This window comes from Snodgrassella sp. M0110, from assembly GCF_016101465.1.
Lineage (GTDB): Bacteria > Pseudomonadota > Gammaproteobacteria > Burkholderiales > Neisseriaceae > Snodgrassella > Snodgrassella alvi.
In genome coordinates this window covers 1-19,621 of record NZ_JACFQM010000011.1, presented here as the reverse complement: position 1 = coordinate 19,621, position 19,621 = coordinate 1, and the positions used below count along the sequence as shown (strand labels likewise).

Below are 19,621 nucleotides of genomic sequence, written 5' to 3'. Positions count from 1 at the left end.
ACTATATCCTGAGATCATGCCGGCCATGTGCCGGTTTCTGTATTGGGTATAAACGCGCAATCGGGTATGTGCCGGCATCGATTACATGATCTATACCGCTTGATTTATCCGGTGCACCGTTTTTATCGTATACCTGCTGCTCTAATGCTTCTGTAAAACGCGGGCATTTTTGCGGATTAACAAACATGCGCCTTTCTTTGTTTGCATTCAGCAGCATGGCATTAGTCGCATTAATCCGGTCTTTAACGGCTGGGTTAGATTTCCCGACCTTGACAGAGAACCCGGCTTTTTTAATTATCGACAAATCAGATTTTGAATAATCTTTGCTGCTGGTGTTCTGCCCGCTGGCGTCCGGGTAAATATCAACCTGATGGTCGGGATACTTCGCTTTAATCAGATTGCACATTTCCGGCGTATCACGCACATTAACCAGTTCATCAACCGCATACGGAATCCCGTTGCGCAAAACGTAAACAACCGCGGCCATTTTCAGTACGTTAAAGTCCATGCCTATATGCAGCCGTTCACCCTCTTTTATCGTCGCAGTGGTGCTGTTTGCCTCTCTGTCAAAGCAGTTATAAACCGCACCGGATGTTAAATTGACGAATTGCCCGTTTAAATACGCTTTGATTAGTTCAGGCGGATAGCTGGCATATAGCGAGGAAATATAATCATCAGGCAGATTGGCAGCGTTATCAAAAGTGCTTGCCTGTATTAATCCGTAGAACTGAGCCAGCTCAGGCTTTTCTCTAATATCTTTAACAAACCGCTCATAAACAAAGCGGAAACCCTCTGGCGTTGTGGTTACATCTATGCCGTTTGTTAAGCCGGGGATCTTATAACGCAGACGGGCAATTGTTTTATTCCAGATCTGGAGGGCTTTTTCTTTTTTAAGCGTATCCAGCTCATCAACTAAAGCATGGCCAATTTTAAAGCCGACAATGGTATCGGGCTTATCCATTGATCGGCATATTGTTGTGCCACGATAGATGTTTGTCCCCGCTTCATAAAAATCGACCTCTTTATTAGCGTACTTAATATCAGCCCTGAGCCCCCATTGAAACGCCACCTCTTCTATAGTAGGAAAAAAAATATCTCTTATCTGCGGGTAGGTCGGAGCAAAATAACCTTGGTTTACTTTAGGGAACTGCCGGAAACGCGCGCACATTGCAGATCCGCCAACCCATGTTTTTCCTCCGCCAAAACCTGAAACAAACGCTCTGAATTTTTTATTTAGGTTATAGAATCTGGATTGAGGAATATTAAGTGTCGGTGTGATCGTTGTCATTATTTGCTCTTGCGTCCACGGTCTGCACGATAATTTGCACCGGTACCGCCTCCTGTGCTGTATTTTCGACCGTAGGCTTATCTCGCCATAGTTCGGGCTGTCTGTTCTTTAACCAGAATATCTGGGCGGTAGTATCCGGCGGGATGTGTTTTTTAGTTACGCGCTTAACCTTTTTCTTGCCATCATCGCGCACCTCTACTTCCGTTACTTCGATGCCCGTAGCTCTTTTAAACAGTGATTCTGCCACCTGAGCATCTGCGACTACCTTGCCGCTTTTTATGGACTTGCAAAATTCAGGATATTTCTGCTTCCATCTATTAATCGTGCTTTCGTTTACACCAAAAAAAACGGCTAGCTGCTTATCAGTAAAACCCAACAGACACAGTTTGCGTGCCTGTTCGGCATACTCTTGCCTGTAGTCTGTTGGTCTTGCCATGTTATGCCTTCTCTATTTACTCATACGCGTTAATTTGTTTTACATCCTGATACACTACAACTAAATTCTCACTACCCGTCATAAACTACTACTTAACCCAACAAAAAAGCCCAGTATCTCTGGGCTTTATTATGCGTGGACGGGAACGGGTATTTTTATGCGTTCCCTTATTTACATGTTTAATGATTAAGAATATCCATCAGTTCATAATTGCGGTACACAACACCTCTTTTTTTATCGTTCGGATAAATTATTCCCTTTTCAACAAAATATTTCAGCCATTTATTAACTGTTCCATTGGAAATATTGAGTGCCTGCTGAATATTTTTAGCCGTAAAAACGGGATTTGAAAACACCTGAAGTAGAATTGTATAGCCATTCATGCTTTCACCAATTGTTTTATCCATAAGATGAAATTTTAATAGATCAAAAATCTTATTGGCCTTAAGTATTTCATTTTGTGCCTGACGTGTAATGCTTTTCAGAAAAAACGCCAGCCAGTCAAACCATTTTGGCTGTTCAGTTCTTAGATTATTCAGTAGTGAATAATATTTAAATTTATTGCGTTCCAGTTCTTCACTGACAAATACAATATGATCACCGCATACTTTCTCTTTAAGTAAAAACAGAGAAATTAACAAGCGTCCCACCCTGCCGTTACCATCCAGAAACGGGTGGATACTTTCAAACTGAGCATGAATAATACCGGCCATGATAAGCGGGTGGAACTTGTCATTAGGCTCATTAATAAACTTATCCAGATTCCCCATGAGTTCGGGGACACGCGCAGCAATCGGCGGTACATACTGAGCTTTTTCTATTCCACCTGTTTCTGAACCAATCCAGTTTTGATTTGTTCGGAATTCTCCAGGATTTCTTGATGCCCCGCGTGAACGGTATAAAATCTCCTTATGAATCTCTTTTAACAAAGACGTACTCAACGGATAATCATTTCTAATGGCTTTATTGATGCCTAAATCAAGAGCATTCTGATAATTCAACACCTCCTGAACATCAACACTGCCTTCTTTCTGTATGGCTTCTGCTTCCATCACCTCATCTAAAGTTGCCTGTGTACCTTCTATTTTGGTTGATTGTACAGATTCAGTCAGTTTAAATACTGATGTCAGATCTGTCGGAATAACTTTGCGCAGCATATTTAGTTCATTCAGACTTTCTATTGCCTGTACAACATAACGCATTAGTTCCAAATGTTCATTGGCACTAAATAATTGTGGCTCTTCGTGATATGGAGGCAATGGTAGCGGCTGAAGGTTGAAAGCAAGCATGATAAAATATTCAAAGATTAGAGATATAAAATTAAAAAAAAAGAAATAATAAATTTATTTTTTTATTATACCTGTTTAAGATTAATTTTTAATTATTTTTAATCTTATTTAGTAATAAGATATAAAAAAAGGTGTATATGTTTCTCTACATTGCTATTCACAAAAATGAAAATACCGGCAAAGCTAAATGATATCCGGCATAAATCTTCAAAATACTATTCCCAGTGAGGTAGTAAGCCTTATTTTTGATAATGGCTTTACACCAGCCCGTGCATGGCGTGAATACTTACAGCTTACTCAGGAAGAATGCGCCAGAAAGTTAGGAATATCTCAGGCTGCCTATTCCCAGCTAGAAACATTAAACACCCCACGCAAAACCACAAGAAATAAGCTGGCTACTGCACTAGGGATTAATCCTGAACAACTGGACTGCTGAACATAGCAAAAAACCAGCTTTTTGGCTGGTTTATTGGTTTATAGTAATCTGTTTCATATTTTACCGGCGCGACGATGCATACCGGCGTGGTAAATTTTAAACACTCAACATTATGGTAATGTCGATAATTAGAAGCACTACTTTAAACTGATGAATCTAAATATACAGTCAAATTTAACTATATACAATAACTATTTATTAAAATTTTTTCGGCCGCGCATTAGGAACCAGAAATCATTTAATACCTTAACAGCCCAGACTTCACTGTTAGTTTTATAGTCATATCTATCTCCCATGAAAAAACCGCCGTAATCAAATTATTATTTAGAATTTAGAAACCTATATGAATGCTATCATAGTTTTTAATTGATCTTGATTATCAACGGTCATAGAAATAATATTTTCAGTCTTTAAATTAACCGGATAAGTGCCATACTGAGTTTTTAGTTCGATTAGTGTCTCTTTCTTTGGTTTTTCATTTGGTTCTTCATTTGGTTCTTCACGTATTATTGAAAGCTCAAATGGCGCATCATCGCTAAACTCAATTTTATGCTTATAAAATGAGTGTTCATTGTTCAAATCTTCACAAAATTGATTTAATGTTTCTATTATCTCAGAATCAGTTTTTATATTTGATTGCGCAGCCTTGATAGCTTTAGATCCTCTAGTGATCATAGCTTCGTATTTATCATCTTCAAGATCATTAAATGTCGGCCAGCTTGATTGACAAATAAGCCTATATAAAGCTGATGTCAGTGCTGGTGTTTCTAGCATTCTGAGTAATGCTCTTTCAATATCTTCCAAGCTGAGTGGTGGTTCTTCAAGAACATCCACGTTGTTTTCAGTGACTGTGATACCATCATCGCTGCCAATATGCCTAAACTCTTTAAAAGCGCCAGTATTATCACGTTTGATTGTTGCTAGTGTGACAGATTCGCTACCATTATGCGCTAGAATAATAATATCGTCATTATTTTCAGAACATGTGTATTTGACCGAAACTGCGCTATACTCGTCATTCGTAGGACTATAAAGTTTATCTTTGATATAATAATTTAATGTGTCTACGTACTCTTTCAATACTTCAATTAGGGCTTTGGTCTCATTATGATTAAACAAAAACTCTTCCAGCCCAGTATAAAATGCAGCTATCATTTCATGTTTTTTTATCATATTTTTCTCCGATAACAAATCCCACGCACGCGTATGCTTGACTATTTTTGGCTGGTTAATATGGTATTAAATCTCGCGAATAAAATTTATATTTCTTTATCTTATGTCTTATCCGAAACATAGCATAATTGTAAATTTTCACCCTACGCTTTTCTACCCCTAAATTGAATTTTTACAAAACATTTACAATTATATCCTGCATGCTAACTTCTAATTTAGCAATGCAGTCATAATGCAACTTGTTAATTATTCTCTTCACATGTTTTATTTTTCGTCTAACAGTGCATTTGTGCCAGTCGAATTTATCCTGAAGCTGTATATAGGTTTTATTCCTAGTAAAAAGGTATTCCAGCAAGGCATCGCACTCTAACGGCTGGATATATGAATCTCTGGCTAATACGTAGTTTGTTAAATCAATAATGCCAGACAGGTTATAGCCGTATTCTGCATTAATCAGCGTCCATTCAATATCATTTAAAATACGTTCTACACGGGTTAATAGCATAGAGCTGTTTGCATGCATATCATGCTGGCTTAGCCCTGATTTACTTCTGTCGACTACGCCTCTGGATTTAATCCATTCCTCAATGCGCGCTGAATTACTTTTACCCATGATTAGCGTATTTTTTATGAAAAACACTTCACACAGCATGTGATCTATTGATGTATACATGTTTTCTCCATGGCCGGCTTAACTTGCATCCGTATCTATCTCTACGAAAAACGTTACTGGCTTTTTTAATTCTTTTATTCCGCATATAGGATTAACCCATACAGGCTGCTTTGAATGCTGAGCCTTTAGTGCATACAGAGGTACGATCAGGTTATTTAATATTACGATAGCAATATCCAGCAGCCATGAAAGGTGATATCTATGGTGTATTTCCGGATTTTCAAAATTTGGATTGATGTATATAGGGCAAAACAAAAACCAGCCAGTGTGTGTAAAGTCAACTCTTTCAAATTCCATTTTTCTACCTCAGTTTATTTGTATCAGATTATTTGCATTCAATAGCAGTTGCGTCCTCAGTACGCCCTCTGCGTGGTACAGGTTCGCGGTTTCTTTATCCAGTATCGTTGTTCTTCTGTCCGCCTCATTATGGCAGGCACTGCATGCGTATGCGCCTAATAGATCACTGGGTTTAATTCCGGTACCGCAACTACCTGCAAGCCTGTAATGAGCGAAAACCACTGTTTCAGGATTGCCGTTACAAATACCGGGCATGCGTACCTGACATTGCTGCCCTCGTGCTGATCGGGTGATTTTGCTCATGATTAATTCCCTAAAGATAAAAGCTGATCAATAGCCTGCTGCGCCTCATCTTCACTGGCGAAGCGGTTGCATAAAATCATGTTCCAGCAAACAGTGAAGCAGGCTTGATAGAAGGCGTTAAACTCGTCCTGGTCCATACTGGCAAAACTGATTGATTTAGGTTCTCTCACTACGCCAGCCGGTGTTACGCGATAATTAAAATATCCGGCTTCGATAGTTAGCCAGCGACGAAATGAATCAATATCTTTGTCTATAACGGGTAGTTTTTCGGCGCGCTTTTTAGCCAGTAAGTTAAGTGCTTCCTCTGCGGCTTTAACAATAATGCCTTTATTACCGGCGAACTTATCCAGCCTCTTAGCTACCCACAGCACCACATCCCGTTCTTTAGGGCTGATAACTCCGCCTGCCGGTTGCCAGTAATCAAAAGCCAAAGGCAGTAAGCCGCCAAAGAATAAACGGTGATGAGGCAGGCTCCGGTCTTTTTGTCTTGTTACTTGTATCTTTACCGGTTGGCCAACCTTAACTTTTTTGAGACTATCGGCATCAATTGCTGTAACTGGTCGCAAGCTGTTATCAACTGCCTTAACTGCCACTATTTCCATGATTAAAATTCCTCAATGCTCCAGCCTCCGCCGTTCTTCTTGGCTTGGCGTTTTACCGCAATAAATTTAAGCGGGTACATATCAGCGGCCACTTTGATTTTTACCCTTGCATCATCCTGCCAGAAGCCTTTTACTTCGTGCATTTCCATAGTGCCGTCACTGCGCATAACGCAATAATCCGGTGTGTAAAAGGTGTTATCTGCCAGCCTGAGTTTTACGCCTTCAAACCGGTACCAGATTATTAATCCGTCCTGCATGGCCGGTTTTAATACTTCCAGCTCATATGCCTGCTCTGTTTTGTTTTTTTGTCCGGTTTTTAATCTTCCCAGTGCGTAAAAATTTTTTGACATCTTTTCTCCAGTATTTGTTTTTCCAGTTTCTTAAACCACGCAGCTTTGCTTCAATGTCATCCGGGCTTATATCGATTTCTGCGAGGTCGCAGACTTTTTGAAATCCTCTACTCCTGAAATAACCCATTTCCTGCTCAACCGCCCTATCCAGATCTCTGGAATCGCCTATAGCTTCAGTAGCGTCCTGCAATGCCTGAATAATGACCATTCCCCATAAGGCTCTGCATGCGTGATATTGTTCATAAGGGGATTCAACATAATCATCCGGCTGCTTATCCATGCTGCCTCCTGACATACTTACTCCGCTTATTATTTCGGGCTTCCCACTCTTCGCGCTTTATTCTCAGATCTTCGGCTATAGGCTCAAATTTGTTGTTTGCACATTCTCTGCGACCGGGGAAATAGTGCCATTTTTCATCATGAGCACAAATGCCAAATCCGAGTGCTGCCATTTCGTGGGGGACATATTCGCCTTTATTATTTTTTTCTCTCAGTATCCAGTGACGGCATGCAATACAGGTATTTTCAGACACGATGCGATCCCCAGTTAACTCAGCGCGCATTTTTGCGTTATCAAATTAAGCAGATTTTTTAACTGAGCTTTGCCCTCTTCTTTTTGTTTATCGGTTAGAAGATTTCCGGCTTCAATTTTTTGCTCATTGGTTAGAAGCTTTATGGCTTCATTTTTTTGATCACTAGTTAGAAGGTTTATGGCTTCAATTTTCGTGCGATTTTCGCCAGCTGGTAATAAAGCTAAGGCGTAATCGCTTGCAATTTTCCCGGTTGCCACTGCTTCTGTGACTAGTTGCGCTAACTGTTCTTTATCAAGCCCTGCGCTAACGTACCAGTCTGGCTGTATACCTTTTGCCTTTTTCTCGCTGACTATGCGCTCATATGCGGTTTTAAACGCAAGCCCTGCACGGTATTTGTCTCCTGCGTTGAATAGTGCTGATGCGCTTTCTGCTGCATGCATAGCTGTGTGAGTTGTTAGGATAGACAGGTGTTCGTTCTCCCAGCCTGCAACCAAGGTGTTAAATGCTTCTTCTGCGGATTGCCAGCCATCATCTACGCGTTCCAGTATTGCTGCCAGTGTTAATCTGCCTTTTAGCTCTCGTCGACAGCGTTCTAGTGCGATTAAAACTTTATCCAGCGGATAAGCTAGCAGGTCTTCACCCATCACATACATAGCGTCACCAGATAATTGCGTGCCAGTTAGTTCGGCGGTCACGGCAATTGCCTGCATGATTTTTTCATCATTCATTTCGCCACCCCTTTTGCTCGCAGTTTGGCTAGCGCGCTCTTGGCAGCCTCATAATTGCTTTGCGTGCTCTCAGTTTGCCTAGCCTTGATTTGCGTCATCTGCTCACCCCTCTGCATGTCCGTCAACACCTGCTGATAGGATTTGAGTAAACATCCAAATTCATGCCGGCATTGCACAAACCAGCTCCCGTTGTGCGATAGAAAATATTCAGCCAGAGATGGCGCAACTTCCTTGCCAACATACCTAACCAGCATTGCAACCTGCCCCCGGGTTTTTTGATTAGCGGCTGGTAGCACCCCGTACCGATTGCGATAGGCTCTTGCGTATGATTCCCAACAAACAACATTGTCAGGGTTAGCCTGTGATTTTTTCTGCGCTGTTTTCTTTTGCGGCAACCCTGCCTGTGACGCGGGTGTAACCCCGTCACCAATATCTGATGGTTCTAATTGATGGTTAATTGATGGTTCTTCTTTAAAGGAATGTGCAGAATTTGCACATAACTCTGTCGTATTTTGCACATTGGTAGGTGCAGAATTTGCAGGTGCAAAATTTGCATGTGCAGATTCTGCATGTGCAGAATTTTCACATTGGCTTTTATAATTATTCAAATTGATTGTGTATGAGTTACTCTGTCTGCTACCAGCTTTTTGCCTGCGTTCCGACATTAAAATACCGCAGCTTTCAAGCCGCTTAATTTGATTAATTACAGAGCGGTAACTCATGCTGCATTTGCTTGCCAGAAATGCCTGGCTTGGATAGCAAACGCCATCATCATTCGCATGGTCGCATAAGGCTAATAAAACCAGCTTTTCACCTTGCGATAAATCCAGTTCCCATGCCTTGGACATTAATTTAATACTCATATTTCACCTTAATTTAAGCTAACCAGTGAGTAACGCGCGTATCGTTTCCCTGATATGTCATCTTTAATCATTAATGAATTAATGACGTATCCTTTTTCACGCAAATCACGTATACGTTCAGCCAGACATGTAATTTGAAATAAATTCGTAGCCTCAAAAGTTGTAATTGAATTTCCCTTTTTTAGATAATTCAGGATCTGATTTGTTTGGGAATTACAAATTTTTATCATCATTAAACTCATCATTTATTTGGCGATTAGGGAAAACTAACAAAACAGCAGAAATGCCTGTTATTTTTTCTATTGCTTCTGCTTTTTTGGGCGGTACATTATTTAACCCTTTAACCCAGCTATTCACTGTACCTTTGGAAACATTCAATCTTCGAGCAAGTTCAGCTTGACTTCCGAGTTTCTTAACAGCCATTTGTATATGTTTATTCATAGAACGCATCCTGTTACAAATACAATAAGTCTATTTTAAATTCACATTTAAGTCAATCTTGAATGTACGACAAAAATCTATTTTAGATATACTCTTTTACAAAATTTTGGGATGGTTTTTTTATGCGATATAACATTGGTAGTTGGGTTAAAGAAGCGCGACTAAAAGCGAACTTGAGTCAAGAAAAATTAGCATTTGCCTTGGATGTTGGCGGTAAAGGAACTGTTTCAGCATGGGAAAAAAACAAGAATGCACCTTCGTTTGAGATAATGATTAAGATTTCAGAATTATGTACCTATCCATTACCGTATATTGAACCTAAACAATTATCTTATGAAGAAACAAAACTTAAAGAAGGGTTTATTCAGCTGAAACTTCTAGATGTGAAAGCAGCTGCTGGTACAGGTGTAATCAATAATGAATATCCTGAATCAATTAATTTGATATCAGTATCTGAAAGTTGGGCAAGAAAAAATATTGGCAATAACTTAAATTCTATTTCCATAATTACAGTAATTGGTGATTCAATGTCACCAACATTCGAAGATGGAGATTTGTTATTTGTTGATGAAAAAGTGAATTACTATACTTCTGAAGGAATTTATGTTGTATCTTCGTTTTCGGGATTAAAAGTAAAACGACTAGAATTATCAATGAATGGGGAGCTAAGAGTTATAAGCGACAACAAAAATTATCCTATAGATATTTTCAAAGATGAAGAAATAAATTCGCTTAAAATCTGTGGGAAAGTTGTTGCTACATTAAGAATTAAAAACATCTAGAAATTAAAAATGGTGTATTTGCCCTTGTTATCCCAGAATACGGGATAACAAGTAAATCCACTTAATTAATAAAGTTAAGAGAAAATAAAATGGATCCAATTTAGATTACTTAAATGATTATATACCCAATTGCTTTTTCCTTTTTTGTTCATGAATTAGCAGAATATTGCCATTCAATATGCGTGAACTTTGACATCCTCTTTACCCTACAGGACGAAATTTTACAGCGATTACTAATAATTAAACCGCTATGAAAGCGGTTTTTGTATTTTTTAATATATAGATAAAATTTTAATAAAATCCATTAGCAATAAATAGTCACAAATTTAATTGTAACTTAGGCTCAGAAATTTTTGGATTAAAAAATGGTATATATATTAAATATTAATTTAATTAAAGATTTTATCAAAAATTAATCTACATTTTTTTCCATTTTTAAATAAAGTAGCTAAAATAACAGTGTCTGGAAATTCTTGCTGAATAATATCATTAATATTTTTAAGAATTTCAATTGCACCTGCTTTGAAATCGAAAGAGGATACATCAAAATTTTCTTTAATAATGCTATCTTGATTTATAGAAAATTTATAGAATAAAGCATGTGTAATAAATCTGTTGCCATGTATTAACAAACCATTTTTAAAGGATCCATCTGTTTTTAATACATTAATCACTTCATTAATGTTTCTGAAACAAAATACTGCATTTTTAACTAAAATTCCGTGAGTATCTTTATTGAAAATTAATTGATATTCTTTACTATAAATATCTTCTAAAACTCCGATTTCACGTTTTGCCTGAACTGCTAATTCTAAAGATTTTAAGCAGGCTAATGCTGTTATAGCTTCATTAATAGTAATAACATTTGAGTTATATTCAGTTTGATATATTCCTCTAGAAATTCTATATTCTATTGATTCTAGCTGTAATTCTTTTTGAATTCTAATTTGCTCAGAATCTAATGACATAAAATCAATATTTTCAATTTTATTTTGTCTATTGGTATTTCTAGTTACTAATTTTCCAAAATCTTCAGGTGCATTTTGTAACGATATTACTTTAATGGGGATTAGTGCTTTTTCAAGATTGCCTTTTTCTATATCTTTAATTGTTCCAATTGAACTTACTGTTTGAGCCCCGTTAACTATATTGGCATTTTTCAATGTAAATACCCCAGCATCACTGTTATTTCCATGTATTGGAGATTTAATTATTGAGTCAGCTATAATAGTTATCCCATTATTAAAATACCAGAATAATTCAGGATGATGTATTAGCGTTTTTTTTATTTCATCGTTAACTGTAGTATCACCTAACATACTTCTAATATTTTTTGAAAATAAATCTTGCTTGTTATCATTCCACCAATTAGAAATTTGCTCACCTGTAATGTATCCATTGATAGCATAATAAGGTTCACTAATCTTACCCCATTGATGAATAATCCCTCTTAGCTCAATAGGACTTTTCTTATTTTGTGTTTGAATGATGTTTGTATAAACTGAAGATTGATTAAAATGTATTAACTTAACTTTCTCATCTTCTTTAGTATCGCCACCATTATCATTGATTTCAGTTATATAACTTTCTAATGCTTCATTAGCTTCAAAAGGTATTGCTTTTTCTTTACCAGTGTGTATCAAAACTAAATTAATTTTTATTTCAAAATCACATAATGCATTTTGAATACTATCTATAATTGGATTAATTTTTTTATTAAAGTTATCAAAATTACAATCAATTATTTCTCTTGCCCCTTTTAGAAACTTTAAGGTTGATGCAAGTTTAATTGATCCCTCTCCACTAGCATTCCATTTTGCTTGAACGATTGTTAATTGTTTTAAAGTTGGAGAAAAATGAATAGCATCAATGCCATTATCTTTATATCCATCTATAGTTGAATTGGCTGCTTCAATTGGTGTTGTACTATTAAGATAGAATACAGCAAATGCTGCTAAACATCTGCTTAAATAAGCTTTTTCTTTATCACTCTCTTGTTTATTTTCTAAATCAGTTTTATCAATTAATCCATTAAAGATTTTTTCTAATCCATTCTTGATTTGCCGAATATGTAGACTACTCATTTATTGTTACCTTTATTAAAATTAACATTTTAACTTTCCTTAAAAAAAGTAACAACTAAAGCTGTTACTTTTAAGTCTTCAATAGTCAAAACTAAATTTAATAATTAAATGCAATGATTTACTAAAATAAATATTTATTTAAATCAAAAACATAAATATCAAATCGATCATAATATCAATTTTAAATTGATTTAAATGTCAATTTAAAATATACTATACCTATCGAACAAGCACAGACACCGATGACCTCAGTATGAAAAAGAACTGGGGAAAGGAAGCAAAAGGAAATACAGGCTAGGTCGCCACGCTTCATAAGTTGATAGCAAAATGTATTGTTTATTGATCTTTTTAATGAGTTTAAAAATCACAGCGCATTTATCAATGGTAAGTGCGCTTTAGTTTTTAAACTTGTAGCAGTCAATTTAAACACTGCTATCACTTAGATATATTTGAAAGGAGTTAGTTATGTTGGAAGTTACTAAGCAGCCTAAGGAAGAGATTAAATATCCGGTAGCTCGCAGAGATCCGGATTATGGATTTATTGTTCTGTTTTTTTCTGAAAAACATGGAGTAGTTATTGATCGTGGTTTGACTATTCTAGTAAAACAAGGTGAAACTTCCTCTATTTGGTCATCTTGTAACAATAGTGAACGTTGGGAACCCATAGATATTACAATTACAGGATAAAATAAAGCCAGCTTATTAAGGCTGGCTTATTAGGTAAAATTTCAATTACATGTTTTTTAGATATTCAAGAAACATTTCACTTGCAATTTTAATATTTGAAAATCCAAAATCTATACACTTAGTTATAAAATGTTCCCCACCCTTTTCTTTTAATTTCATTAAAAGTGTTTTCTTATTTTCTTCTGTAAGATTTGAAGCATTAATAATGGATTCAAGCTGTTGGAGAGTATTGGAGTGTAATTTAACTGTAATTGAGTTGATTTCATTGCCTATAGGATCATTTGTAGCAAAATTAAAACCAGTAGAAGTAAGTCGAAGATTTGGTGGAATTAGAAATGGTCCACTACAATCGCCATCACGAGCATTTGATGGAATCATTCCTTCATCAATGAAGTATGTAACAGCACTGATTAAGTCACCATAAGCGTACTTTTCTCTAAGCCTTTTGTATTCATCTGATGGCAAAGGGTCCAAACGATATTTAGCTAATGTAGATAACAGATCTTTTCTTACCTCTAAGAATTTTTCATTCATAAATGCTCTCCGTGCTAGATTGTTTTTGGGAAATTCAATTCTAGCACTCGCACAATGGCAGTGAGTGCTTAACCACCTGCCCACTAAACCAAGCCCAAAAATCGCAGCGCATTCAATTAGTAAATTGAGTGTGTTTTAGTTTTTGAGCTTATAAAAATCAAAGGAGTAAGAAAAATGTTACAAGTTTACAACCCTGAAACTGCCGGATACTTGAAAATGATGCAGTATGAAGAAGATTCGCAAAGAGCAAGTGACGCAGCCGAAGAAAAGAAACAAGAAATACTGGAAAAGCTTGAAGACGATGAACTGGTGGATATTGCAGCAGAAGCCTTTGGTGAATTGTATAGTACAAAACATTCTGATGAAGCGGACAAACTTATAAATGAAATAGTTAAGGCACTTGTATTGGGCTGCTATAAAGATATGACAGTAAGAGAACTATTAAGCAATCTGTCATTGGAAGCAGAAAAAATAGTAACTGATTATATTTTAACGCATGCTAATTAAATCAAAAGCCAGCTAACCGCTGGCTTTTTTAATGGAGCAAAAAGGAGCGAAACATGGAAAACGAGCTGATAATTACCCGTGACATCGTTGAAAAGTACCATTTTAAAGAGGATGTTGATGCATTTAATGAGGTTTTTCCTCGTGGTGCGAAGGTAACAGATATACCAAAATTAATACCATATCTGGAAAAAGAGGGAAATTATCGTTATCGACTTTTCGCAGAGTGGTTATTGAATGAATTACCTTTTAACAATGAAACTTTCATAATAGATGGCGATTTTTGCGGTAACATTTTTTATAACGGACCTGTCTGGGTTAAACGTTATGCGCATATTCGTCATTCAGCTTTTATTAAAGGTACATTCAAAATTAATGCAAGATTAAGTTCTGATTTTAAAGCATATATTTATGCTAAACAGTGTATTGCTTATGATATAAAAATTAGTCATGATACGAGAATAAATGCAGATGTTAAAGTAACTGAAAGACTTACGATGTCTGATAGGGTAATTATCGAAAAGAATGTTGTAGCTAAGGAGTTTAAACTTGGTAAAAGCTGTTGGGTTTGTGGAAATGTAAAAGCTGATAGTTTGTGGAATAGTGGCGTAATTTGTAAAAATGTTGAAGTTGGCCATTTAGATAATGGCGGGGAAATATGGGGGAAAATTGATGCTAGATATATAGAAACTGATAGCTGGCGTAGTTTTTGTTAGTAAACTAATCAACCCAAGCACATTTAAACAAAGTGTGCTTGTGTGGATTAGTAGACATGTATAACATTATTTAACCTTTATTGTGTGCTGTGCTAACATTTTGATATATAAATCAAGGGAGAAAATAATGGACTTTAAAAATTTATATGCACTTTTAAATATAAAGCCGACAGCATCACAATCAGACATTGCCAAGGCAATGAAGCAAGCAGCTCAGCAACAAACAATTACTTTAGAGAATTTAAAACTATGCAAACTAAATCTTTTAGATATTGAGGCGCGCAAAAAATACAATGCGCAGCTATTTGCTGAATATCCGGAACTTTTAGCCCCTCCGCCTGAGCCTGAATCAGTAGAAAAAGCAAAACCACAGCCACCAGTAAAGACAAAACAGGGTAATAAAAAACTGTATCTGATTTTGGCTGCTGTAGTCGCTGCAATTGCGCTGATTGCCGGTACGGTAGCTTACTTCAAGCATTTTAAACCTATGGCGGACGCAAAAGAGGCGGTTAGAGATTCATTGATGACCCCTGATTCAGCCAAGTTTTATAAAGTTAAAAAGGTTGTAAATACCTATAATAAAAAGATATATGTTTGCGGTGAAATGAATTCTGGAGGTTATGCTGGTAAAAAAAAATTTGTATATGAATTAAAATCTAAAAAAGTCACTGTAATCCCAAATATAAGACCAGATAATGTAACTGTTGATTATTATTATAGGACTTTATATAGAGTAGGCTGTTTAAATGCTGATCCTGACGAATTGTTTTAAGGTAATGGAAACTTTAGGCGATTATGAGGACAAGGTTTCCCTTTTAATTGAGAAAAGAAATGCTTCAGAAAGTAGTTTTGAAAGAGAAGAGCTAGCTAAATCTATAGATAGCATATTTGCAAAAGCAAAGGCAGTAGAACAAAAGCTAACAATTTATACAGATAGTGATGACGATTGCTTTAGTTATCGCAGCATATGAATAAGTAACAAAGTAAGCAACACACAAGCCAGCTAATAGCTGGCTTTTTTATTAGCTATAGAGGTGATATATGTTTGCTGTATATGGAAAATCATTACAAAAAGAAAGAACCAGAAAGTATAGATGTTGCAAATACAAAATATCAGATGAAACAGCAATGCGGGCGTTTAAGAAAGATACAGGAGCGTATCAGATATCTCCAGATTATTCATCTGAAAAACAGTGCTTAGAGTTTATTGACTTAGCAAAATCGTACCCAGAGGTCAGGTGTTTATACATTGCTAAATTAGACAGAGTGAAAAACGAAAAAGGCCAAGTCATTATCAATGAAAAAACAGACAAACCAAAAATGAAATACTTCCGATTTAAAGGTATCCCTACTCAATAAATTAAACCATGTAACAGCAACAATGAGGGAGTTGTACATGATTAAAAATTCTATAACTGCATTTATTGCAGTTTTTTTAATGTCTGCTTCTCTTTCAGTATCCCCTGCTTTGTCTGATAAGGAGCAATTAGAAATGCAGCACAATTATACGGCCAGACAAATGCAGCAGAAAGAATACCAGGCAGATCTTGAAGTAAAACGGTTAGCTGATGCATATGCACGCATGAGTGATAGCGAACGCATGAAAGGTGATGCAGAGCTTGAATAATTTTAGGTGATGATTATTGATATTCCTGCCCTGCTAATAGCTAGCTAATCACAGAATAAATTATCAGAAATTTTAACCAGTCCTAAAGCCCATTGATTAAATGGGCTTTAATTTATGGAGCTTTAAAATGAGTACACAATTGGTTGCATTAGCAAATAATTTAGCTAAATCGTTTGATTTAGCAGACGGACAAGGCTTGATTGAAACATTGAAAAAAACAGCCTTTAAAGGTGCTGTAACTGATGAACAAATGGCTGCATTATTGATTGTTGCTAATCAATATAAATTAAATCCATGGACTTCTGAAATCTATGCATTCCCAAGCAACGGTGGCATTACTCCGGTTGTAGGTGTTGATGGATGGGCTCGTATTATTAATGCTAACCCACAATTTGACGGGATGGATTTTGAACAAGATACAGAAAGCTGTACATGCCGCATTTACCGCAAAGATCGTACACACCCTGTTTCTGTTACAGAATTCATGGACGAGTGTAAACGCAATACACAGCCTTGGAAATCACACCCAAAAAGAATGTTACGGCATAAAGCGATGATTCAGGCGGCACGTTTGGCTTTCGGCTTTGCCGGTATTTATGATGAAGACGAAGCAGAAAGAATCAAGGATACTAAAGAAGGAGTTAAACCTGATGAGTTAAACCCTTTCAGGGGTGATATAGATAATCCGGATCGGGATAAATTGATTAAAGAGGCAGAAATTATTGCACAAAAAGGTGATATCGATTTACTCCGTAATCACTTTAAATCATTAGATAAAGCATCACGAAATATCATAGGCAGTGATGAAATGCTTCGTCTTTCAGATATTGCAAAAGAAATTGCTGATCAAACAATTGAGGCGGATACAGTGGAGGTTAATGATGGAACAACGAACTGATGAATGGTTTGAAGCTCGCCTTGGTAAAGTAACAGCCAGTCGGATTTATGATGTTCTAAGTAAAACCAAATCCGGTTACAGTGCCACACGTAAAAACTATATGGCTCAGTTATTATGCGAACGTCTAACAGGCAACAGAGAAGAGAGCTTTAAAACTGCGGCTATGCAAAGAGGTAACGACATTGAGCCAAAAGCACGTGCAAGATATATGCTTGAAACTGGGGAGCTAGTTGAAGAAACAGGATTTATTAATCACCCTACTATCAATATGTCTGGCGCTTCACCAGACGGGCTAGTTGGCGATGATGGGCTTATTGAAATCAAATGCCCTAACACTGCAACACATTTGGAATTTTTACGTACTAAAAAACCCAAACCTGAATATTTATTACAAATGCTCTGGCAAATGGCTTGTACAGGCCGGAAATGGTGTGATTTTGTTTCATATGATGACAGGGTTCCGGAACATTTATCTTTTCAGATGGTGCGCATCAATCGTGATGATGAACGAATTAAAGAGATTGAAGAAGAAGTTCAAAAATTTTTGCATGAACTTGATGAACAAATTGATGAGCTGGATATTGTTATGGAGGCATAAATGTCAGTTAACAAGGTAATTCTAGTTGGTCGCCTTGGGCGCGACCCTGAAACACGATATATACCCAATGGCGAAGCTATAACGAATTTCTCTCTGGCTACTGACGAACAGTGGCGTGACCGTAATGGAGAACGCCAGACACGTACAGAGTGGCATAACGTATCCCTGTACGGCAAACTGGGAGAAATAGCTAACCAGTACCTGAGAAAAGGTAGCCAAGTGTTTATTGAGGGAAAAATACAGAGCCGTAAATATACCGATAAAGATGGTATCGAACGCATGGTATACAATATTATCGGCAATGAAATGAAAATGCTGGGCAATCGTAATGATGGTTCTGATTCTGGTAATAATAACACTGCACCATCTACAGCATCGAACCCACCGCCAGCGGCACCACGCCGGCAACCACCTCAACATGAATCTACAACTGCACCAATAGATGATATTGATGACGATATCCCGTTTTGATTGGGAAAAATTAAGTTGATCAAAATCAAAAAATATTAAACCTTTTAAATATTGAAATATTTAAAGGTATTTTTGTATACTCCAAGAAATGTAAATGTAATATTATAAATATATAAGTTTTATTATTGTGAAAAGAAAATAGCTATGAAAAAAATCCTTTTTTTATTATTGTTTCCAATTACCTGTTTCGCACAAAGTGAAATAAGTAATTTTTGGGAATATGGCGATGGCACTCGGGGAATTAGTAACGTTATAAATGATCAAGATGATTCATATATGATAATTAAAGATAAAATAGAGGGTTCTTTTGTTCCAATTTTATATCTTAAGGCTGATGGTACTTTCTATTCAACGACCACGTCTGAATGTGGTAACGATTGTTCTTATTATTCGGAAGGTACCTTTAAAAAAATTGATGAAACACATATACAATTACAAATTAAAGAATCCGGGCAAGCGGGTTTGTGTAGGGGTGAAAGTATAACCAATACAGAACCACGAGATTTGGGTATTTTTGAAATTAAAACTTATGAAGATGGATATATTTTAATAAAAATAAATAATAAATAAAAAGTATTTACAAATTAAAAAAAAACAATAAGTTAGTTACTATTGTTATGGATGATTCAGCTACTGTTCTTGTAGATGATATTGATGACGATATTCCATTTTAAACAATACGGATAAGACATAGCCAGCTTTTAGCTGGTTTTTTTGTTTTGGACTTGAAAATGAAAAAAAAAGGATTTACTATAAATGTAAGTGCTGAACACACTTACAAACTAGCGGAAACCGCACCCGATAGCTAAGCGGATTTTTTATGTCTCCAGTTTTATGTCGGGTGGCGTGTAACCATACAACACCGTTAGGAAAAGTTACAGGCTGTTCTAGTTTGCAGTGTTCAAGCACCCGACACCCCATGCTGAACACATGGATTTAAAACAAACTAGGAGACTTAAATGTCTAATCTTATCTCTTATACGTTTCATAATACTAAAATTCATGCTGTTATTATAGAATCTGAAATATTTTTCAGAACTACTGAATTGGCTATAGCATTAGGGTATAAAAACCCACGACAAGCACTTGCGAGCCATGTGGATAAAGAGGACGTCCAGAAATTGGACACCCCTACAAAAGGCGGGAATCAAAAAGTATCCTACGTCAATGAAAGTGGTATGTATGCGTTAATTTTAGGGAGTGAAAAAACTGAGGCTAAACAGTTTAAAAAATGGGTAACTAGTGAAGTCCTGCCCTCTATCCGTAAAACAGGCAGCTACTCTCTAACATTAAATAAGCAGCAGCAAT

The 19,621-nt window shown here is 36.5% G+C and carries 31 protein-coding genes; 14 read left to right on the top strand and 17 right to left on the bottom strand.

Features of this window, described 5'->3' with window-relative positions; translation table 11 throughout:
- Position 1 precedes the first annotated feature (1 nt).
- The 3 genes from H3T84_RS10750 to H3T84_RS10740 all read right to left on the bottom strand — a co-directional run bounded on the left by H3T84_RS10750 (position 2) and on the right by H3T84_RS10740 (position 3,013).
- Positions 2–1,288, bottom strand: a complete 1,287-nt coding sequence (locus H3T84_RS10750; RefSeq protein ID WP_198219088.1) for a terminase large subunit domain-containing protein — start codon at positions 1,286–1,288, stop codon at positions 2–4.
- A complete protein-coding gene (locus H3T84_RS10745; RefSeq protein ID WP_198219087.1) occupies positions 1,263–1,724 on the bottom strand; it encodes a helix-turn-helix domain-containing protein in 462 nt (153 codons plus the stop codon). The genes H3T84_RS10750 and H3T84_RS10745 overlap by 26 nt, the downstream gene beginning before the upstream one ends.
- Before the next feature lie 179 nt (positions 1,725–1,903).
- Positions 1,904–3,013, bottom strand: coding sequence for a Fic family protein (locus H3T84_RS10740; protein WP_198219086.1), 1,110 nt, complete (start codon positions 3,011–3,013; stop codon positions 1,904–1,906).
- 187 nt (positions 3,014–3,200) lie between these two features.
- On the opposite strand from H3T84_RS10740, the gene H3T84_RS10735 reads away from it, so the two are divergent.
- Positions 3,201–3,449, top strand: a complete 249-nt coding sequence (locus H3T84_RS10735; RefSeq protein WP_198219085.1) for a helix-turn-helix domain-containing protein — start codon at positions 3,201–3,203, stop codon at positions 3,447–3,449.
- A 339-nt stretch (positions 3,450–3,788) separates the two neighbouring features.
- Here the strand turns inward: H3T84_RS10735 and H3T84_RS10730 are convergent, their stop codons facing one another.
- From H3T84_RS10730 to H3T84_RS10675, 12 genes are all read right to left on the bottom strand, one after another.
- A complete protein-coding gene (locus H3T84_RS10730; RefSeq protein ID WP_198219084.1) occupies positions 3,789–4,622 on the bottom strand; it encodes a hypothetical protein in 834 nt (277 codons plus the stop codon).
- Positions 4,623–4,794: 172 nt separating this feature from the next.
- The gene (locus tag H3T84_RS10725) at positions 4,795–5,295 is read right to left on the bottom strand and encodes a hypothetical protein (RefSeq protein WP_198219083.1); all 501 of its coding nucleotides are present in this window, start codon (positions 5,293–5,295) and stop codon (positions 4,795–4,797) included.
- 18 nt (positions 5,296–5,313) lie between these two features.
- A complete protein-coding gene (locus H3T84_RS10720; protein ID WP_198219082.1) occupies positions 5,314–5,592 on the bottom strand; it encodes a hypothetical protein in 279 nt (92 codons plus the stop codon).
- Positions 5,593–5,601: 9 nt separating this feature from the next.
- Positions 5,602–5,895: a DUF1364 domain-containing protein gene (locus tag H3T84_RS10715; protein ID WP_198219081.1), complete on the bottom strand. Its 294-nt coding sequence runs from the start codon at positions 5,893–5,895 to the stop codon at positions 5,602–5,604.
- A 2-nt stretch (positions 5,896–5,897) separates the two neighbouring features.
- Positions 5,898–6,497 (bottom strand): DUF1367 family protein, encoded by a 600-nt coding sequence (locus tag H3T84_RS10710; RefSeq protein WP_198219080.1) that lies wholly within the window; start codon positions 6,495–6,497, stop codon positions 5,898–5,900.
- Positions 6,498–6,499: 2 nt separating this feature from the next.
- Positions 6,500–6,847, bottom strand: coding sequence for a DUF1064 domain-containing protein (locus H3T84_RS10705; RefSeq protein WP_078474855.1), 348 nt, complete (start codon positions 6,845–6,847; stop codon positions 6,500–6,502).
- The gene (locus H3T84_RS10700) at positions 6,777–7,127 is read right to left on the bottom strand and encodes a hypothetical protein (RefSeq protein WP_198219079.1); all 351 of its coding nucleotides are present in this window, start codon (positions 7,125–7,127) and stop codon (positions 6,777–6,779) included. Before H3T84_RS10700 ends, H3T84_RS10705 begins: the two co-directional genes overlap by 71 nt.
- The gene (locus H3T84_RS10695; RefSeq protein WP_174832234.1) at positions 7,120–7,380 is read right to left on the bottom strand and encodes a hypothetical protein; all 261 of its coding nucleotides are present in this window, start codon (positions 7,378–7,380) and stop codon (positions 7,120–7,122) included. The genes H3T84_RS10700 and H3T84_RS10695 overlap by 8 nt, the downstream gene beginning before the upstream one ends.
- A 14-nt stretch (positions 7,381–7,394) precedes the next feature.
- Positions 7,395–8,108: a hypothetical protein gene (locus tag H3T84_RS10690; RefSeq protein ID WP_198219078.1), complete on the bottom strand. Its 714-nt coding sequence runs from the start codon at positions 8,106–8,108 to the stop codon at positions 7,395–7,397.
- On the bottom strand, positions 8,105–8,971 hold the full coding sequence (locus H3T84_RS10685; protein ID WP_198219077.1) for a helix-turn-helix domain-containing protein: 867 nt from the start codon (positions 8,969–8,971) through the stop codon (positions 8,105–8,107). The genes H3T84_RS10690 and H3T84_RS10685 overlap by 4 nt, the downstream gene beginning before the upstream one ends.
- Before the next feature lie 8 nt (positions 8,972–8,979).
- The gene (locus tag H3T84_RS12525) at positions 8,980–9,201 is read right to left on the bottom strand and encodes a helix-turn-helix domain-containing protein (RefSeq protein WP_370524133.1); all 222 of its coding nucleotides are present in this window, start codon (positions 9,199–9,201) and stop codon (positions 8,980–8,982) included.
- Positions 9,185–9,412: a Cro/CI family transcriptional regulator gene (locus H3T84_RS10675; protein WP_198219075.1), complete on the bottom strand. Its 228-nt coding sequence runs from the start codon at positions 9,410–9,412 to the stop codon at positions 9,185–9,187. The genes H3T84_RS12525 and H3T84_RS10675 overlap by 17 nt, the downstream gene beginning before the upstream one ends.
- Positions 9,413–9,534: 122 nt before the next feature.
- Between H3T84_RS10675 and H3T84_RS10670 the strand changes: the two genes are divergently transcribed.
- Entirely contained in the window at positions 9,535–10,194 is a 660-nt protein-coding gene (locus H3T84_RS10670; RefSeq protein ID WP_198219074.1) for a LexA family transcriptional regulator, read from the top strand.
- 389 nt (positions 10,195–10,583) lie between these two features.
- Here the strand turns inward: H3T84_RS10670 and H3T84_RS10665 are convergent, their stop codons facing one another.
- Positions 10,584–12,278, bottom strand: a complete 1,695-nt coding sequence (locus tag H3T84_RS10665; protein WP_198219073.1) for an AIPR family protein — start codon at positions 12,276–12,278, stop codon at positions 10,584–10,586.
- A gap of 465 nt (positions 12,279–12,743) precedes the next feature.
- Between H3T84_RS10665 and H3T84_RS10660 the strand changes: the two genes are divergently transcribed.
- On the top strand, positions 12,744–12,965 hold the full coding sequence (locus tag H3T84_RS10660; protein ID WP_198219072.1) for a hypothetical protein: 222 nt from the start codon (positions 12,744–12,746) through the stop codon (positions 12,963–12,965).
- A gap of 45 nt (positions 12,966–13,010) precedes the next feature.
- Here the strand turns inward: H3T84_RS10660 and H3T84_RS10655 are convergent, their stop codons facing one another.
- Positions 13,011–13,499 (bottom strand): hypothetical protein, encoded by a 489-nt coding sequence (locus tag H3T84_RS10655; protein WP_198219071.1) that lies wholly within the window; start codon positions 13,497–13,499, stop codon positions 13,011–13,013.
- Positions 13,500–13,673: 174 nt separating this feature from the next.
- Between H3T84_RS10655 and H3T84_RS10650 the strand changes: the two genes are divergently transcribed.
- From H3T84_RS10650 to H3T84_RS10600, 11 genes are all read left to right on the top strand, one after another.
- A complete protein-coding gene (locus H3T84_RS10650) occupies positions 13,674–14,006 on the top strand; it encodes a hypothetical protein (protein WP_198219070.1) in 333 nt (110 codons plus the stop codon).
- 53 nt (positions 14,007–14,059) lie between these two features.
- Positions 14,060–14,719 carry a hypothetical protein gene (locus H3T84_RS10645; protein ID WP_198219069.1) on the top strand — a complete coding sequence of 220 codons (660 nt, stop codon included), beginning with the start codon at positions 14,060–14,062 and terminating at the stop codon, positions 14,717–14,719.
- Positions 14,720–14,846: 127 nt separating this feature from the next.
- Entirely contained in the window at positions 14,847–15,491 is a 645-nt protein-coding gene (locus H3T84_RS10640; RefSeq protein WP_198219068.1) for a hypothetical protein, read from the top strand.
- 4 nt (positions 15,492–15,495) lie between these two features.
- Positions 15,496–15,690: a hypothetical protein gene (locus H3T84_RS10635; protein WP_198219067.1), complete on the top strand. Its 195-nt coding sequence runs from the start codon at positions 15,496–15,498 to the stop codon at positions 15,688–15,690.
- 70 nt (positions 15,691–15,760) lie between these two features.
- A complete protein-coding gene (locus H3T84_RS10630) occupies positions 15,761–16,078 on the top strand; it encodes a hypothetical protein (protein WP_198219066.1) in 318 nt (105 codons plus the stop codon).
- 37 nt (positions 16,079–16,115) lie between these two features.
- Complete coding sequence (locus H3T84_RS10625; protein WP_198219065.1) at positions 16,116–16,346, top strand: hypothetical protein; 231 nt, start codon at positions 16,116–16,118, stop codon at positions 16,344–16,346.
- A gap of 127 nt (positions 16,347–16,473) precedes the next feature.
- Positions 16,474–17,244 carry a phage recombination protein Bet gene (gene bet / locus H3T84_RS10620; protein WP_198219064.1) on the top strand — a complete coding sequence of 257 codons (771 nt, stop codon included), beginning with the start codon at positions 16,474–16,476 and terminating at the stop codon, positions 17,242–17,244.
- Positions 17,225–17,842: a lambda exonuclease family protein gene (locus H3T84_RS10615; RefSeq protein ID WP_232346163.1), complete on the top strand. Its 618-nt coding sequence runs from the start codon at positions 17,225–17,227 to the stop codon at positions 17,840–17,842. Before bet ends, H3T84_RS10615 begins: the two co-directional genes overlap by 20 nt.
- Positions 17,843–18,313 (top strand): single-stranded DNA-binding protein, encoded by a 471-nt coding sequence (locus H3T84_RS10610; protein ID WP_198219063.1) that lies wholly within the window; start codon positions 17,843–17,845, stop codon positions 18,311–18,313.
- Positions 18,314–18,457: 144 nt separating this feature from the next.
- Positions 18,458–18,883 (top strand): hypothetical protein, encoded by a 426-nt coding sequence (locus tag H3T84_RS10605; protein WP_198219062.1) that lies wholly within the window; start codon positions 18,458–18,460, stop codon positions 18,881–18,883.
- Between the two features lie 389 nt (positions 18,884–19,272).
- Positions 19,273–19,621: BRO family protein (locus H3T84_RS10600; RefSeq protein ID WP_255518385.1), on the top strand; the 349-nt coding region annotated here is incomplete at its 3' end.